Genomic DNA, 14,722 nt, shown 5'->3' with positions numbered 1-14,722 from the left:
CTTGAAGGAAGAGTACCCGGGGACCACCAACCCGTTCCCATGGATGAGCGAGATCATGGACTTGAAGAAAGAGAAGAACTTCTTCGAGACACGGGTGATCGAGTATCAGACTGGCGGGGCGTTGAGCTGGGATTGATGCGGCTGTTCACCTTGAGTGAGTAGCTGAAACACCGAAAAGCCCTGAACCTGTTCAGGGCTTTTTTGTTTGCGTCTGGGCACCGCGTTATGAAGCCATGCGCTTCGCTTCCAGCCCTCGCGTTTCGATCACATCGAACACGTCACTGGCATCCTGTAGCAACAACCGTGAGATCGAGGCGATATTGCCCAGGTCTCGCGGGTCGCTATCGCTTAGCCGGCTGCAGGTGAACAGGATCATCAGTTTGTTGACCGCCCGCATGCGCTCGCTGACGCAAGCATGCAGATCAACCAGCGGGGCATTGCGGTCGATGTAGAGAACAGGGAACTCAGTGGATACGCTGTCCATCGGGATAAAGCGCCTGGGGGTATGCTCGGTATTCATCGTAAAACTCCGTGTTACTAGAGAATGACCGCCCTTCGCTGCGAAACGAAATGGGTGGCAGCTGTGCGCGGGTTCGCAGACCGACAAACACGGAAATCGGCAGGCTCGAAAGCCTCCCACACACAGCCACCATGAAACGAGCAGCAGCAAATATACAGCCGCCAACGTCTTCATGATGCTTTTTCGTGTTGTGCAAAAGGGCTGCGAAACCCTTCTCGCCAGATTATCCAGCGAGTAACTCAGACTCTAAGCTCGCCTCTCCATCTGGAACAATTCGCCATAGCGGGCAGGCGCCCGATGAGTTTTCTGACTGAGAAGTAGGATCCAGGAATAGAGCACTCAGCTCCCCCCTCAAGCAGGGCTGTCTTGCGATGGTAGACATCAATCAGAAACGAGAATCCCCACGCTGATTTTCTATCAGAAAAAATCCGCAAAAAAATCCGCGATTTTCTTCACGAAATAAGTGCTATAACCTCACGGAGCCCTTATAGATCAGGCCACTCAGGTTTTAAAAAATCCGCTAAAAAATCCGCGATTGGAGTCAAAATGTCGACTGAGTTAGTCACAGGAAATCACTGGCTTGAGCCTCTCATGCCGACCTTTCCGGCCGAAATTCTGAAACTGGCCGAAGAGGTGCCATTCCTGGCAGGAAAACTAACCGGAATGATCTCTCCAGAGACAGCTATCCGTGTCGGCGGGCTCCTGCGGGTGACCAACAGCTTTTACAGCAACCTGATCGAAGGCCAGTTTACCGAGCCAGTCACACTGGCCCCTTCAGCGCCGAAACGCAGCCGTAAAGAACTATCAGAGCTGGCGATGACTCATATTGGTGCTCAGGAAGCGTTTGAGCGAGCCCTCAACATTTATCCTCAATCCACCTGGCCGACCTTCTTTGACCCAAGATTCATAGCACGTGTACATAAGCGTCTTTTTGACGGTGCTGACCAGGAACAGCTGCGCCTGAGTGAAGGCAGATTGCTGATACCGGGGCAACTACGCGACGAAGCTCAACAGGATGTTCTGGTGGGGAACCACGCAGCACCCGCCAGCACCGCGGTCACCGCCATGCTGGTGCGGATGCAACACGTCTACGGACGACTCCCCGATGCCCGCAGCCGCTTGCTTGCCACCATGGCCTACCATCACCGGCTGGCCTGGGTTCATCCTTTCGTGGATGGTAACGGACGTAGCGTAAGGCTGATTACTCATCTGCAACTGCATAAGCTCGGCCTGGCATCACCGCTTTGGTCCCTTTCAAGGGGACTGGCACGACAGCAGAGAGCCTATTACGCCTATCTTGCCAATGCAGATAAACCCCGGCGTGGTGACCTAGATGGGCGGGGACAACTCACTCAAGCCGGGTTATTCGAGTTCGTCGGTTTCATGCTGGAGACCTGCCTGGATCAGATGCGTTATACGGAACGGGCATTGAATATCACTCACCTGAAAGGGCGCCTGGAGATCATATTCAAATGGGACCCACGCCTTCTAAAGGTAGGCTTGAAGCCGGAGTCAGCCCGAGCACTGCAGATACTGCTGACACAAGGAACCGTCAGTCGTGCTGACTTCAAAGTGTTCACCGGCTTCAGTGATCGGGTGGCAAGCGATCAACTCGCAGCACTCGTGAAACTGGGCCTTGTCGAGAGCCATAGCCCCAAAGCCCGTGACCTGTATCCCGGCTTGCCCATCTGGTTTGCGCAACTTCTGTTCCCAGATTTGCATCAACGAATGGTCGGTGCGTGAACGGCCGATACCTCACAAGCCATCAATCATGGCCTGTGAGGCTCGGTCAAAATTCTCGGCCAAGCGTACGTTGCCATCGAGGCGGTTTGGTTGACTAGGAGGACGACGATAAGTGGCGAGTGCTTCCATGCTCTTGCAACTCCTGCTCGATAAACGCCGCAATCATGGCCCGATAGACCTGTTCGACCATATCGGGATTGGCGGCGTACTCCTCGGATAATGCCCGCACCTTGGCGATGACCTGCTCCACGCGCTGTGGAGCCCTGACGGCATCGCTGTCTTTTTTGAAGCGCGCAGCCTCAGTGACATAGGTACCCCGCTCCGCCAGCAGCGTTACGATCTGCCGATCCAGACGGTCGATGTTTTCGCGGACTTCTTCGAGTGATGTACAACGGACGGCCATATCGTTCTATCTCCTGTTGAGACCGGCCACTCTGGCTGATACATCTCTCCCTTTGCAACCCATCAGGCATACAACTCGCGCAACGCCGCCGTCGCCAGAAACCCCGAGCGCGAGGCGTAGCGATGATCCTTCTGCACACGTTCGTCGATCCGCTCAAGCAGATGCTCGGGCAACGAGGCGTTGAATCTAACCGACTTGCCCAGGTAAGGCGTCACATCAAAGTCGACGATGGCCCAGAGACCGCCGGCATAGTCCGGGTTATCCAGATAGACATCGGCCTCCCGCGCATGGGGTAACGGCTCACCGTCAGCCAGCAAACCCTCGAAATGCAAGGCCAAGGCCTCATGCACATTCTCCAGCGCTTCGGAAAAAGTGCTTCCGGCAGAAAAACAACCTGGCACATCCGGCACGGTCACGCCGTAGTCTGATTCCGCCTCTTTATGTAGTACCACTGGAAATTTCATTGGATACCTCGCCCATATGGAAACACGTCATTACGGTTGCCATCGCTATACGCTGTGCCCTTGAGGCCAGCCGACTTCAATATGTTGTGGAGTGTTCCCTTCGGAATTTCCGTTTTGGGATGGGGAACAGTGACGCGGCCTGTCTTGCTCGGGTGCCGAAATTGGTGGTGACTTCCTTTCACCGCCACCTCATACCAACCATCGGCTTCGATCAGTTCAATGACATCTCTGCTTCGCATGCTCACTCCTTGAGCTCTGTTGTGTAAGGTACACACGCGCTTGAATCACATCAAGCCAAAAATACACACCCTACACAACATTGTTTTTACCAAGCAAAGAAAGGCCGTGACAAAGCATGTCGTACGGTCAATGCCGACGCATGGGCTGATCCAATCCCTACGAACACAACAGCTCGATACCGATAATCGGAATGCTGAAAAAACGTTTGATCAGGTCGAAAAACAACTGTACAAAAACACAGTATTTTTCAAATCAGCCGATCAAGCCCGGAGAGTGCCATGTCCAGCCAAGCCGCCAGTCATGTGATGAGGACCACCGTTGAACGCATCGTTTTGCATCAATTCACGCCCCGACACTGCCTGCAGGCGCGGGTCATGCTGGGCTGGAGCCATGAGCAACTGAGCCGGGAGTCCGGCGTCTCGGTCGCTGCCATCCAGCGCTTCGAAGCCGGCGAACCACTCAGGGATGTTACCCGGCTGGCCCTGGCCTTTCGCTTCGAAGCCGAAGGCCTGGTGTTCTTCCCCGGGTTTGCCCCCGGTCGCGGGATGAATATCCGCGGAACCACACCGGACCCGATCGAGCGCAAGGATTACGAACTGATCGAGTAATCAGCTACACCGATGCAGCCGGCCGCTCCAGCGCGCGCATCACCTGTTCGACCAACGCCTCCACCGGATGATCAGTGGTATCCAGCCGTAACACAGGGCATGGCAGGTTCCTGATCCAGGTTTCATGTCGCTTGAGGCTGCGGGTGCCATGGTCTCCGGTGTCGTAGCCGGCCGCCCAGTCCAGGAAGGTACGGGTCGCGACAAACCGCTCTCCCCCTTCGTGGATCTGCGCACCATAGCGCTGGAACTCGCGAACGCGTAAGCGCTGCAAGCGGACCTCCGGGTCGAGGCGCATGAAAATCGCCAGGGTGAACGCCGGAATCAAGGGGTCGCCCCAGCCACAGAGCGAACCGGAGAGCACCCAGTTGTCCTGCCGGGCCAGTTGCTCACGCAGCAACTGCACCCGCTGGTCACGGGGACGCTTGCAACTGAAAGGCTTGTCGGCGGGCTGCCAGTAAAAGTTGTCCGAGTCAAAATGGGCAATTCCCAAGCGCTCGGCCAGCGCCATACCCAAGGTCGTAGTGCCGGAGCCCGACGCGCCGAAAAGATGAATTCGATGGGCCATGGTTGTTCCTGACGCTCTGCTTCCAGTCTCGAACTAATGGTAGACCCGTACTCGCCTGGGGGCTGAACGAAAAACCCCGCTCGCCAAGCGAGTGATTCCTTACAACGGCTACATCTGCAATTGCAGCGAGCGCCGGATCATCTGCGGCGGCTGACCATAGGCCCGCAGAAAAGCCCGACGCATGCGCTCCGGATCGGCAAAGCCGGTGTCGCGGGCGACGACATCGATGGAGTGCCAGCCCGATTCCATCATCAACCGTGCCGCTTCCAGGCGCAGGTGCTCAATCGCCTTGGCCGGCGACTGCCCGGTCTCGGCACGAAACAGCCGGCTGAACTGACGCGGACTGAGGTGAGCCACTTGCGCCAGTTGCTCAACGGATAAATCTTCCCGCAAGTTCTCCTGGGCAAACGCCAGGGCGCTTTGAATACGATCAGATTTCGGATCAAGGTCCAGCAATGCGGAAAACTGCGACTGGCCACCCGTCCGGCGGTGATAGACCACCAACGTGCGCGCAAGATTGCGAGTCACTTCCACCCCCAGGTCCTGCTCTACCAGGGCTAATGCCAGGTCAATACAGGCGGTCATGCCGGCCGAAGTCCAGATCGGACCATCCACGGTGAAGATCCTGTCCTCCTCCAGTCGAACAGCGGGATGCAGTTGCTTGAAAATCCGCGCGTGGTACCAGTGGGTGGTCGCTCGTCGCCCCTCGAGCAGACCGGCCGCCGCCAGGTGAAACGAGCCGGTGCAAGCCGAGGTGATACGCCGGGCAAACGCCGGTGCACCGCGCAGGTAGTCAATCAGGCCTGTCGTCCCTGGCACCAGGTCGTTATCACCCACCACCACCAGCGTGTCGTAATCCTGCACACCGAAGGGCTGGGTCTCGACGCTGAAGCCGACGGAGCTTTTGACCGTACCACCGTGCTCGGAGAGCAGGTCCACCTGATAGACCTCGCGCTCGACTTCCAGATTGGCGTGCTCGAAAACCGTACCGGTCGCCAACGTCAGCGCCTGGAAACCAGGAAACAGGATAATGCCGACACGGATCATGGGCAGGACTCGATAATGTCTCAAAAGGTGGGAGATATGACATTGCTGCCAATAAATTACCACCATAATCTTAACGCCAGCAACGCCGACATCTCGTCGGCCACTCTGGAGCCTTGCAATGACTCAATCATCTTCGAAGGGTTTTGCCCTGATCACTGGCGCTTCCTCCGGTATCGGTGCGGTCTACGCCGACCGTCTGGCGCACGAGGGGTACGACCTGATTCTGGTGGCCCGCAATCGCGAACGCCTGGAGCAACTGGCCGCACGGTTGGGCAACGCGACCCAACGGACCGTCGAAGTGGTTCAGGCCGATTTGAATAACTCAGGCGATCTGGCGCGAATCGCGCAAATCCTCGAACAGGACCAGCGGATCAACCTGCTGGTAAACAACGCCGGTGTCGGGGCATCCGCCTCGCTGCTGGAGTCCGAACAGGCGAAAATGGATGCGATGATTCACTTGAACGTCGTCGCCCTGACCCGTCTGGCCAAAGCGGCGGCGACCAATTTCGTGGCCCGTGCTGAAGGGACGATCATCAATATCGCCTCCATCGTCGCCATCGCCCCCGAGTTGCTCAACGGTGTGTATGGCGGGACCAAGGCTTTTGTACTGGCCTTCACTCAGTCCCTGCATCACGAACTGAGCGAAAAAGGCGTCAAGGTCCAGGCCGTATTACCCGGGGCGATCAGCACCGAGTTCTGGGATATCGCCGGGTTGCCAATACAGCATCTGCCCGGTGAGATCGTGATGAACAGCGAAGACCTGGTGGATGCCGCGCTCGCCGGGCTGGCTCTTGGCGAGCTGGTTACTATCCCGTCGCTGCCGGATATTGCCGATTGGCAAGCCTTCGAACAGGCACGCCAAACCCTGAAGCCCAACCTGTCGCATCAGGTGCCGGCGGCTCGCTACACAGTAAAAGGCTGACCTTGCAACCTGCCACCAGACTCGGTGGCAGGCTCACCGCTACCCGGGCTTATTCAAAGTCCGGGTCCTGTCGCGCATTCGAAGCCTGCTCGTAGCCGTAGGCGATCGCCAGCAGCTCATCCTCGCTCCAGCGCGCACCGTAGAAATATACCGAGGTGGGCATGCCATCGGCATCCATGCCCGAAGGCACGGTAATCCCCGGATACCCGGCAAAGGTTGCGCTGCCCAGTTCAAGCACCGCAAACGGATGAGGATCCCCCAGTGCCGCATCCAGTCCGTTATCCGCCAGCAGCTTATCGACGTTGCCGCGCGCCTCATCGCCCAGTCCGTCCGACAGCTTCAGGTATTCGGCTTCGTCAAATACCAGCGCATTGGCTCGCTTGAGCAGGTCCTGGTTGTAGTTTTCCGCACCGGGATTCTTTTCGTTGTAATCCACCAGTTCCTGAAGGGTAGAGGCCTTCAGACCCGAGCGGCTGGCCAGATAGCCGGGCAGCACCCGCTTGATCGTCATGTCGAACAGGCGGCTCACCCGCGTCCAATCGTTTTCGCTCCAATCGGTCCCCTTCAAGTCGACCGGAACCAGTTGCGCGCCGGCGCCACGCAGGGTGTCCAAGGCCTGGGCAAACTGCGGATGCTCGTTCAAGTCTTCACTACCAGGCTTGAAGCGGCTGGGATAGCCGATGACCTTGCCTTGTAGCGCATCGGCTTTCAGCTTTTGCGTGTAGTCCTTCGTTGCGGGGACTTGCGCCGTAGCCGGGTCCTGCGGATCGAGGGCCGCCATGGCATTGAGGAGCAAGGCGGCATCACGCACCGTACGTGTAATCGGCCCGGCACTGTCGAGTTCGCGGGAAGCAGGAATGATTCCCGTGCGGCTCAACAACCCCACGGAAGGTCTCAGGCCGACGACACCATTCTTCGACGCCGGGCAAATCACCGACCCGAAGGTATCGGTCCCCAACGACAGCGGCGCATAACCCGCCGCTATCGCCGCAGCGGAACCCGAACTGGAACCACAGACATCGCCCTTGAGCCCATGGGGGTTCCTGGTCAGTCCGCCTCGCCCGCTCCACCCATCAGGCAGTTGGTCACCGCGAAAATTCGCCCATTCGCTCATATTGGTCTTGCCCAGGATGATCGCACCCTGCTCGCGGAGTTTTTGCACGATGAACGCGTCATCAGCGGCGGCGGTGCCGACCATGGCCAATGACCCGGCCGCGCTCTGCATCTGGTCGGCGGTATGGATATTGTCCTTGAGCAACACCGGGATGCCATGCAGGGGGCCACGCAGATTACCCGCCTGGCGCTCTTCGTCCAACGCCTCGGCAATCGACAAGGCCTCGGGATTGAACTCGATCACCGCCTCGATAGCCGGACCGAACGAGTCCAGATCGGCTGCACGGGAGATCAGATAGCTCACCAGTTCCTGCGAAGTGAAGCGCCCTTCGGCCAGCGCCAGTGCCACCTCGGCGGCACTGGCATAGACCATCTGCGCCAACGCCTGGTTTTTAACCGAGGCTGGCGCCGGAAATACAGCTTGGTCGGGAGTATTCGCCTGACTGACAAGCGGTGTCAGACAAAGGGCGTGCAGCAACGCCAAACGGGTGAGCATCACGGCGCGCTTTTTGAGCATTCGATACATGAATCGTGTCCTGAGGAAACCAAACGCCAGTGATCCATTTCACTGGCGGCGGTCATCCTAATGGGCGCTTCCGTCAGAAGCGCCGGACACAATCGGTTGCAGGCTGAGTGAAAATTCAATGCAACCCGTGAGACACCCTAGCGCACGGTGATCGGCGTCTGCGCCTCTTCCGGGTGCTCCACTTCCAGCCACCAGGCGTACCCGCGATGGGGTTGCAGCAGGTTGAAGGCTTCGCCCATCCGCGGCGTGGTGATGGACACATTGCGTTCCCAGGCCAGGGCCAGGATCCGGTCGAAAGGTTCGTGCCAGACATGGAAGGACAAGTCGAACGTGCCGTTGTGGATCGGCAGCAACCAACGGCCCTTGAGGTCCAGGTGCGCCTGCAGGCTCTGTTCCGGTTGCATGTGCACATGGGGCCAATCGACGTTGTAGGCACCGGTTTCCATCAGGGTCAGGTCGAAGGGGCCGTAATGTTCACCGATGTGCTTGAAGCCTTCGAAATAACCGCTGTCACCACTGAAGAAGATCCGCTGCTCGCCCACCATCATCACCCAGGACGCCCACAGCGTCTGGTTGTTGTCGAACATCGTGCGACCGGAAAAGTGCTGTGCCGGGGTGGCGGCGAAACGAATGTCGCCGACCTGGGTTTCTTCCCACCAGTCCAGTTGCCGGACCTTGTCAGCGGGGATACCCCACTTGATCAACAGATCGCCCACGCCCATGGGCGCGAGGAAATAGCGGGTCTTGGCAGCGAGTTGCAGGACGGTCTTATAGTCCAGATGATCGTAATGATTGTGGGAAAGAATCACGCCCTCGATAGGCGGCAACTCTTCAAGGCTGATGGGCGGTTGATGAAAGCGCTTGGGACCGGCCCATTGCACTGGCGACGCACGTTCGGCGAACACCGGATCGGTCAACCAGAACAGGCCCTGCAGCTTGAGCAACAAGGTCGAATGGCCAAGACGAAAGACACTGAAGTCTTCCGCCGCCAACAACTGCTCACGGGTCAGCCCCAGGACCGGAACGCTGCCGGACGGACGGGTAGTGCGGGGTTTGTGAAAGAGCATCTTCCAGAAAATACCGAGCATCTTGCCGAACCCGCCCTGGGGGGTGGGAGCATGGTTGCGGTACTGCCCCTGCTCCTGCAAGGACGAGGGTTTGGCGCGGGTAAGCGAACGAGTGGTCATTACGGGGTGACTCCCGGAAACCGCCAAGGGTTCCCACGTTCTTCTGCTGAATGATCAAGGGCCGCTGCACGCAAGCCTTGAACCGATGAAATACTGGAGTAGAGCAACTACACTACACAGTGTAGTTTCAAGCTTGCAACAACGCTGCCGATAAGTAAACTACCGAGTGTAATTTTTCTTTTCCTGCCGAAGCCGCCCATGACCGCTCCCCTACGCCTGACCGACCGCAAACGTGAAGCCATCATCCATGCGGCCATCGAGGCCTTTCGCGCCGACGGTTTCGAGGCCACCAGCATGGACAAGATCGCCGCCAAGGCGGAGGTGTCCAAGCGCACGGTGTACAACCACTTTCCCAGCAAGGAAGAGTTGTTCGCGGAAATCATGCACCACCTGTGGGCCAGCAGTGCGGCACAAGTGGATATGTCCTACCACCCGGATCGCAGCTTGCGTGAGCAGTTGCGCGAATTGATGGCCTTGAAACTGCGCCTGCTCAGTGAAAGCAGCTTTCTCGACCTGGCCCGTGTGGCCATCGCCGCCACCATCCATTCACCCGAGCGCGCCCAAGGCATGGTCGCGCGCCTGGCCGAACGGGAAGAAGCCTTCAACCAGTGGATTCGTGATGCCCAGGCCGACGGCACCTTCAAAGCCGTGGACCCGGCCTTCGCCGCGGCGCAGTTGCACGGCCTGCTCAAAACCTTCGCCTTCTGGCCACAGATCAGCCTCGGCCAGCCGCCCCTGGACCCCTCTACCCAGAGCCGCGTCATAGAATCGTCGCTGGATCTGTTTCTCGCCGGCTACGAAATCGTCAAATAGCCGGCACAGACCGCTAAAACCGCCTCAAGACCTTCTAAATGGCTTGGAAGGACACTGATTATTCTTTACGGAATGCTCGACAATATTCATCCTTCTTATCCGATGAACGGCCGTTCCGTGCAGAACACCGCCCAGGTGTTCAGATGAATAAAGTGGCGCAAAAAAACCTATGCAAATCCAACGAGGCAAAGGGCTATCGTTTGCCAAGCGCATTTACCTGCCCCGTACGGTAGGCGTTGGTATCGGTTGCTTCAGCATAATCGCCGCACTTTACCCGTTGGCCATGCCAACGTGGATCTGGGTACTGCTTAGCATCAACGCAGTGGCCTGGCCGCACCTGGCTTATCAGATCGCGAAACGCTCGCCCTTTCCCTATCGGGCTGAACGCCGCAATATCCTCATCGATTCGCTGATGGGCGGATTCTGGGCCGCGACCATCCAGTTCACGCCACTGACCACGGTCAACATGCTGGCCTTGATGGCCATGCACAACGTCGCCGCCGGCGGACCCCGGCTGATGGCCCAGGGGCTGGTCGCCCAGGCCATCGGCATCCTGGTGTCCTGGCTGATCTTCGCCCCGGCCTTCAACCCGCTGACCACGCCGATACAGATCTACAGCGTGCTGCCGGTGCTGATCCTCTATCCCCTGGTGATCGGCATAGGTTGCTATCAACTGGCGATCAACCTGGCCGAACACAAACGTACCCTCAGTGCCCTGAGCCGCACCGACAGCCTGACCGGGCTGCTCAATCACGGCTCCTGGAAAGACCTCCTGCACCTCAAGTTCCACAAATGCCGCCACAGCCAGTGCCAGGCAGTGATTGCGTTGATCGACATTGACCATTTCAAGGCCATCAACGACACCTACGGCCACCTGGTCGGCGACAGCGTGCTGCGCCAATTGAGCAAGGACCTGCGCGATAACCTGCGCGAAGATGACCTGGCCGGGCGTTATGGCGGCGACGAGTTCTGCGTGATCCTGCCGGAGATGTCACTGGAGCGCGCCAATGACGTCATGGAGCGCCTGCGTGAGGTGTTCGGCAACTATCGCAATGCCGAGGTCCCGGAATTACGGGTCAGCCTGAGTATCGGCCTGGCCTCCTGCCGCCGGGATTTCAGCGATGCCGGCGCCTGGCTGAACGAAGCCGACAAGGCGCTCTATGTCGCCAAGAACACCGGGCGCAACAAGGTCAACAGCGCCGAAGAGGACAGCGCCGAGGGGTGCGCGTGCAACCTGGTCAACTCGGCTTGAGCCACGCCGCCAGTCTGAAAGACGCCCCATAAAATTGTACAAACACACATTGTTTTGTATAAGAAAAGAAATATCATTAGGCCATTATTCAGTCATCTTTTTTTTGAACGATCACTTGGATATAGACATTCGCACAACCCATGGCCGTTCATGGGTGTGGCAGTGCGGTGGGCTGTATCAAATGAACCACCAGTCATGGAGCACTGGTACCGGGCTGCTACTTCCCTTGCCCCTCTCGGACAAGCCGCAAGCCGCATGATCAGGGACTAACTCTCACGTTGTATCCCTCTCCGAGCAGACGCCATGCTATTTGCCTCCCATAAGAAAGCCATCAGTACCCTGCAACAATCCGTCACCGAGCAAGCCAACCAACTCGCGGCCATCGACCGCTCCATGATCGTGATCGAGTTCGACCTCAATGGCACGGTCCTGCGCGCCAACGAGAACTTTCTCAAGGTCACCGGCTATCGCCAGGAGCAGGTGGTGGGCCAGGCGCACCGGACGCTCTGCACGCCGGCCTACGCCCGCAGCAGCGAGTACAGCCAGCTTTGGTCACGACTGAAGTCCGGCCAGTTCGAAGCCGGGACCTTCGAGCAGGTCACGGCCGATGGCCGGTCCATCTGGTTGGAAGCCAGCTACAACCCGATCAAGAATGACAGCGGCAGTCTCTTCAAGGTCATCGCATACGCCCTGGACATCACCGCCAGGATGCAACAGGAGAGCGAGGCCAACGGCAAGTTGCAGGCTATCGACCGGGCCATGGCGATGATCGAATTCAACCTCGATGGCAGTGTCATCTCTGCCAACCAGAACTTCCTCAAGCTGATGGGCTACACCCTGGCGGAGATCCAGGGCAAGCACCACAAGATATTCTGCAACCCGGCCACCACCAACAGCAGCGAGTACCAGGATTTCTGGCGCCGCCTGAACCAGGGCGAGTTCTTCAACGGCCAGTTCGAACGCGTCGGCAAGCGTGGCCAGACCCTGTGGCTCGAGGCCAGCTACAACCCGGTATACGACGCCGGCGGTCGCTTGTGCAAAGTGGTCAAGTTGGCTTCGGACGTTACCAGCGGTGTCGAGAAACACGAACAGGATGCCAAAAGTGCGACCGAGGCCTATCACCTCTCGATCGAGACGCGAAAAGTCGCCGAGCACGGTACTGGCGTTATCCAGCAGGCCGCCACCGAGATGCGTGAAATTGCCTCGAACATCGAAGGCTCCTCCACGCTGATCGCCAAACTGGGCGAGCGCTCCGAACAGATCACCGCCATCGTCAACACCATTCGCGGGATTGCCGACCAGACCAACCTGCTGGCGTTGAACGCGGCCATTGAAGCGGCTCGGGCCGGCGAACAGGGACGCGGCTTCGCGGTGGTCGCCGACGAGGTGCGCTTGCTGGCGGCGCGCACCAGCGGTTCGACCGCAGAGATTTCCGAGATGATCGGCATGATCCAGAACGAAACCCTGAAGGCCATCGACAGCATGAACGGCACCCGCGACCGAGCGGCCAAAGGGGTCGACCTGGCGGACCAGGCCGGCACGGTGATCCTGCAGATTCGCGAAGGGGCCAATCAGGCGGTGCGCGCGGTCAGCATGTTCGCTGGGCAGAGCTGATACACAGCGGGCCAGACGAGAGCGCCAGGGATGGCGCCGGGCAACGTCGGATAGGGCTATAGTGAGCCTTGATTCCCACGCCTTGCAGAGTCCACCATGACGTCAGAAAGTTCCGAAGCGAAAAGTCCTGAAACCCCAAAGAAAATCGTCGACCATCTGCGCTTCCATCGCCCCCACGCCCATCTGTCCACCACCTTCGGCAACGACACCTTTGCGCTGAAGGCCGAAGCCTTTGCACGGTTTTTTGGTACGCCCATGTTTCTCGGTGCCCAGACGGTAATCGTCGCGGCCTGGATTATCCTCAACGTCGCGGGCGTGACCCAGTTCGACGTCTACCCGTTCATCCTGCTCAACCTGGCGTTCAGCCTGCAAGCGGCCTATGCCGCGCCCTTGATCCTGCTGGCCCAGACTCGCCAGGCCGCGCGGGACAAAGCCCATTCCGACGCCGATGCCCAGCACCGCGAAGCCCTGGCTGTCGCCAATACCGAACGGCAGGCCGAGGCGGCGAAAACCACCGAGCAACTGCTGGCGCTGCTCGAACAGAACACCCAACTGACCGAAATGACCAAGCAACTGACCGAACGTATCGAGGGTCTGACGCTGGAGATGCACGAGCATTTCGTGCGCAAGACCTGAGTCGTCGGTGAAACGCTGTTTTAAAAACACCGCGTACCTGTAAGCCTGGCTTGCCAGCGAAGCTTTCAGCGTCCTCAAGGACGCCTCGCAGGCAAGCCAGGCGCCTACAAGGGCCTGTGTGTTTTCAGGAAAGTATTTCGGCACCAGGCCCAAGGCGAATAGATTGGGCCAGCTCATCGAACAAGGTCACCACCGAGCGCAACGCCCGGCAATCGGGACGGGTCAGCAGCCACAACGCCGTATCGTAGCTCGGCGGCACTTCGGCCAGGGGCCGCAAGCCCTGCTGCTCACCCAGCAGGAAATCCGGCAACACCGCAATGCCCAATCCGGCCCGCGCCAACTCCGCCACCGACAACATGCTGTTGCAGCGGTAACTCGGTACCACCCCGGGGAAATGCTGGCGACGCCAGCTCACGCTCGGATGATCGGGCAGAAAATCATCCGGGGCGATCCAGACCCCTCGCTCCAGATCCTCAGGAACAACCGCCGGCAAATACCCCGGACTGGCACACACCCGATAAGACACCGCACCCAGGCAACGCCCCACCAGATGCTCCGGTGGCGAGTCAGTCAACCGCAAGGCGATATCGGCATCGCGCCGGTTCAGGTTGGCGAAATCGTTGGAGGTGCTGAGCTCCAGGGTCAAGGCCGGATAAGCCGGCATAAACCGCGCCAGCGCCGGTAACAACAGCGCATGCAGGACCGAATCGGTACAGGTCAGGCGCACCGTACCACTGATCACCTCGCCGCCCTGCTCAATGCTGACACACGCGGCTTCCAACGCCTGCTCGGCACGCTCCGCCTGTTCGGCCAGGGATTGCGCCAGGCTGGTGGGCAGATAACCGGCGCGGCTCTTTTCGAACAGCTCACGGCCCAGTGAGGCCTCCAACCGACGCACCGAACGGAACACCGTCGAGACATCGACCTTGAGCAATCCCGCCGCCCGTGCCAGGGAGCGTCCGCGGACCAGCGCGAGAATCAGCGAAAGGTCGGCGTGCTCCATCCGATAGTGCAACGGTGCATTGATCAATTGGATAACTGCCTATATTGAATGCGTCACCGCCACCTT

Annotated in this window: 16 protein-coding genes and 1 pseudogene; 8 read left to right on the top strand and 9 right to left on the bottom strand. The window is 58.8% G+C overall.

Features of this window, described 5'->3' with window-relative positions; translation table 11 throughout:
- Positions 1-136, top strand: a pseudogene (locus M5C71_RS26130) (ribonucleotide-diphosphate reductase subunit beta); the annotation flags it as partial.
- Between the two features lie 87 nt (positions 137-223).
- Here M5C71_RS26130 and M5C71_RS26125 read toward each other — a convergent pair.
- Positions 224-520, bottom strand: coding sequence for a fructose-bisphosphate aldolase (locus M5C71_RS26125; RefSeq protein ID WP_103498813.1), 297 nt, complete (start codon positions 518-520; stop codon positions 224-226).
- 546 nt (positions 521-1,066) lie between these two features.
- Here M5C71_RS26125 and M5C71_RS26120 point away from each other — a divergent pair.
- On the top strand, positions 1,067-2,263 hold the full coding sequence (locus M5C71_RS26120; RefSeq protein WP_248769032.1) for a Fic family protein: 1,197 nt from the start codon (positions 1,067-1,069) through the stop codon (positions 2,261-2,263).
- Positions 2,264-2,357: 94 nt separating this feature from the next.
- Here M5C71_RS26120 and M5C71_RS26115 read toward each other — a convergent pair whose 3' ends face one another.
- The 3 genes from M5C71_RS26115 to M5C71_RS26105 form a co-directional block, all read right to left on the bottom strand.
- Entirely contained in the window at positions 2,358-2,666 is a 309-nt protein-coding gene (locus tag M5C71_RS26115) for a chorismate mutase (RefSeq protein ID WP_248769031.1), read from the bottom strand.
- 62 nt (positions 2,667-2,728) lie between these two features.
- Positions 2,729-3,130, bottom strand: a complete 402-nt coding sequence (locus M5C71_RS26110; protein ID WP_100944165.1) for a type II toxin-antitoxin system HicB family antitoxin — start codon at positions 3,128-3,130, stop codon at positions 2,729-2,731.
- A complete protein-coding gene (locus M5C71_RS26105) occupies positions 3,127-3,369 on the bottom strand; it encodes a type II toxin-antitoxin system HicA family toxin (RefSeq protein WP_248747757.1) in 243 nt (80 codons plus the stop codon). The genes M5C71_RS26110 and M5C71_RS26105 overlap by 4 nt, the downstream gene beginning before the upstream one ends.
- A 279-nt stretch (positions 3,370-3,648) precedes the next feature.
- Between M5C71_RS26105 and M5C71_RS26100 the strand changes: the two genes are divergently transcribed.
- Positions 3,649-3,978, top strand: coding sequence for a helix-turn-helix transcriptional regulator (locus tag M5C71_RS26100; RefSeq protein ID WP_103498814.1), 330 nt, complete (start codon positions 3,649-3,651; stop codon positions 3,976-3,978).
- Between the two features lie 4 nt (positions 3,979-3,982).
- On the opposite strand, the gene M5C71_RS26095 is transcribed toward M5C71_RS26100, so the two are convergent.
- Positions 3,983-4,543 (bottom strand): AAA family ATPase, encoded by a 561-nt coding sequence (locus M5C71_RS26095; RefSeq protein WP_248769030.1) that lies wholly within the window; start codon positions 4,541-4,543, stop codon positions 3,983-3,985.
- Between the two features lie 108 nt (positions 4,544-4,651).
- Positions 4,652-5,590 carry a GlxA family transcriptional regulator gene (locus M5C71_RS26090; RefSeq protein ID WP_248769029.1) on the bottom strand — a complete coding sequence of 313 codons (939 nt, stop codon included), beginning with the start codon at positions 5,588-5,590 and terminating at the stop codon, positions 4,652-4,654.
- A 118-nt stretch (positions 5,591-5,708) separates the two neighbouring features.
- On the opposite strand from M5C71_RS26090, the gene M5C71_RS26085 reads away from it, so the two are divergent.
- On the top strand, positions 5,709-6,512 hold the full coding sequence (locus M5C71_RS26085; RefSeq protein ID WP_248769028.1) for an SDR family oxidoreductase: 804 nt from the start codon (positions 5,709-5,711) through the stop codon (positions 6,510-6,512).
- A 49-nt stretch (positions 6,513-6,561) separates the two neighbouring features.
- Here the strand turns inward: M5C71_RS26085 and M5C71_RS26080 are convergent, their stop codons facing one another.
- Both M5C71_RS26080 and M5C71_RS26075 read right to left on the bottom strand, forming a co-directional pair.
- A complete protein-coding gene (locus tag M5C71_RS26080; protein ID WP_248769027.1) occupies positions 6,562-8,151 on the bottom strand; it encodes an amidase family protein in 1,590 nt (529 codons plus the stop codon).
- Positions 8,152-8,288: 137 nt separating this feature from the next.
- Positions 8,289-9,338, bottom strand: coding sequence for an MBL fold metallo-hydrolase (locus tag M5C71_RS26075; protein ID WP_248769026.1), 1,050 nt, complete (start codon positions 9,336-9,338; stop codon positions 8,289-8,291).
- A gap of 198 nt (positions 9,339-9,536) precedes the next feature.
- Here M5C71_RS26075 and M5C71_RS26070 point away from each other — a divergent pair, with 198 nt between their 5' ends.
- From M5C71_RS26070 to M5C71_RS26055, 4 genes are all read left to right on the top strand, one after another.
- Positions 9,537-10,151: a TetR/AcrR family transcriptional regulator gene (locus M5C71_RS26070; RefSeq protein ID WP_248769025.1), complete on the top strand. Its 615-nt coding sequence runs from the start codon at positions 9,537-9,539 to the stop codon at positions 10,149-10,151.
- Between the two features lie 169 nt (positions 10,152-10,320).
- Positions 10,321-11,403, top strand: coding sequence for a diguanylate cyclase (locus M5C71_RS26065; RefSeq protein WP_177102638.1), 1,083 nt, complete (start codon positions 10,321-10,323; stop codon positions 11,401-11,403).
- A gap of 303 nt (positions 11,404-11,706) precedes the next feature.
- Positions 11,707-13,017: a PAS domain-containing methyl-accepting chemotaxis protein gene (locus M5C71_RS26060; protein ID WP_103498821.1), complete on the top strand. Its 1,311-nt coding sequence runs from the start codon at positions 11,707-11,709 to the stop codon at positions 13,015-13,017.
- 96 nt (positions 13,018-13,113) lie between these two features.
- On the top strand, positions 13,114-13,653 hold the full coding sequence (locus tag M5C71_RS26055; protein WP_152741254.1) for a DUF1003 domain-containing protein: 540 nt from the start codon (positions 13,114-13,116) through the stop codon (positions 13,651-13,653).
- 124 nt (positions 13,654-13,777) lie between these two features.
- Here M5C71_RS26055 and M5C71_RS26050 read toward each other — a convergent pair whose 3' ends face one another.
- A complete protein-coding gene (locus tag M5C71_RS26050) occupies positions 13,778-14,683 on the bottom strand; it encodes a LysR family transcriptional regulator (protein ID WP_248769024.1) in 906 nt (301 codons plus the stop codon).
- Positions 14,684-14,722 lie beyond the last annotated feature (39 nt).

Origin of the sequence: Pseudomonas sp. MWU12-2345, from assembly GCF_023242385.1 — a bacterium.
GTDB classification, from domain to species: Bacteria; Pseudomonadota; Gammaproteobacteria; order Pseudomonadales; family Pseudomonadaceae; genus Aquipseudomonas; species Aquipseudomonas gingeri_D.
The sequence above is the reverse complement of the archived record's forward strand: the minus strand, read 5'-3'. Positions and strand labels throughout refer to the sequence as shown.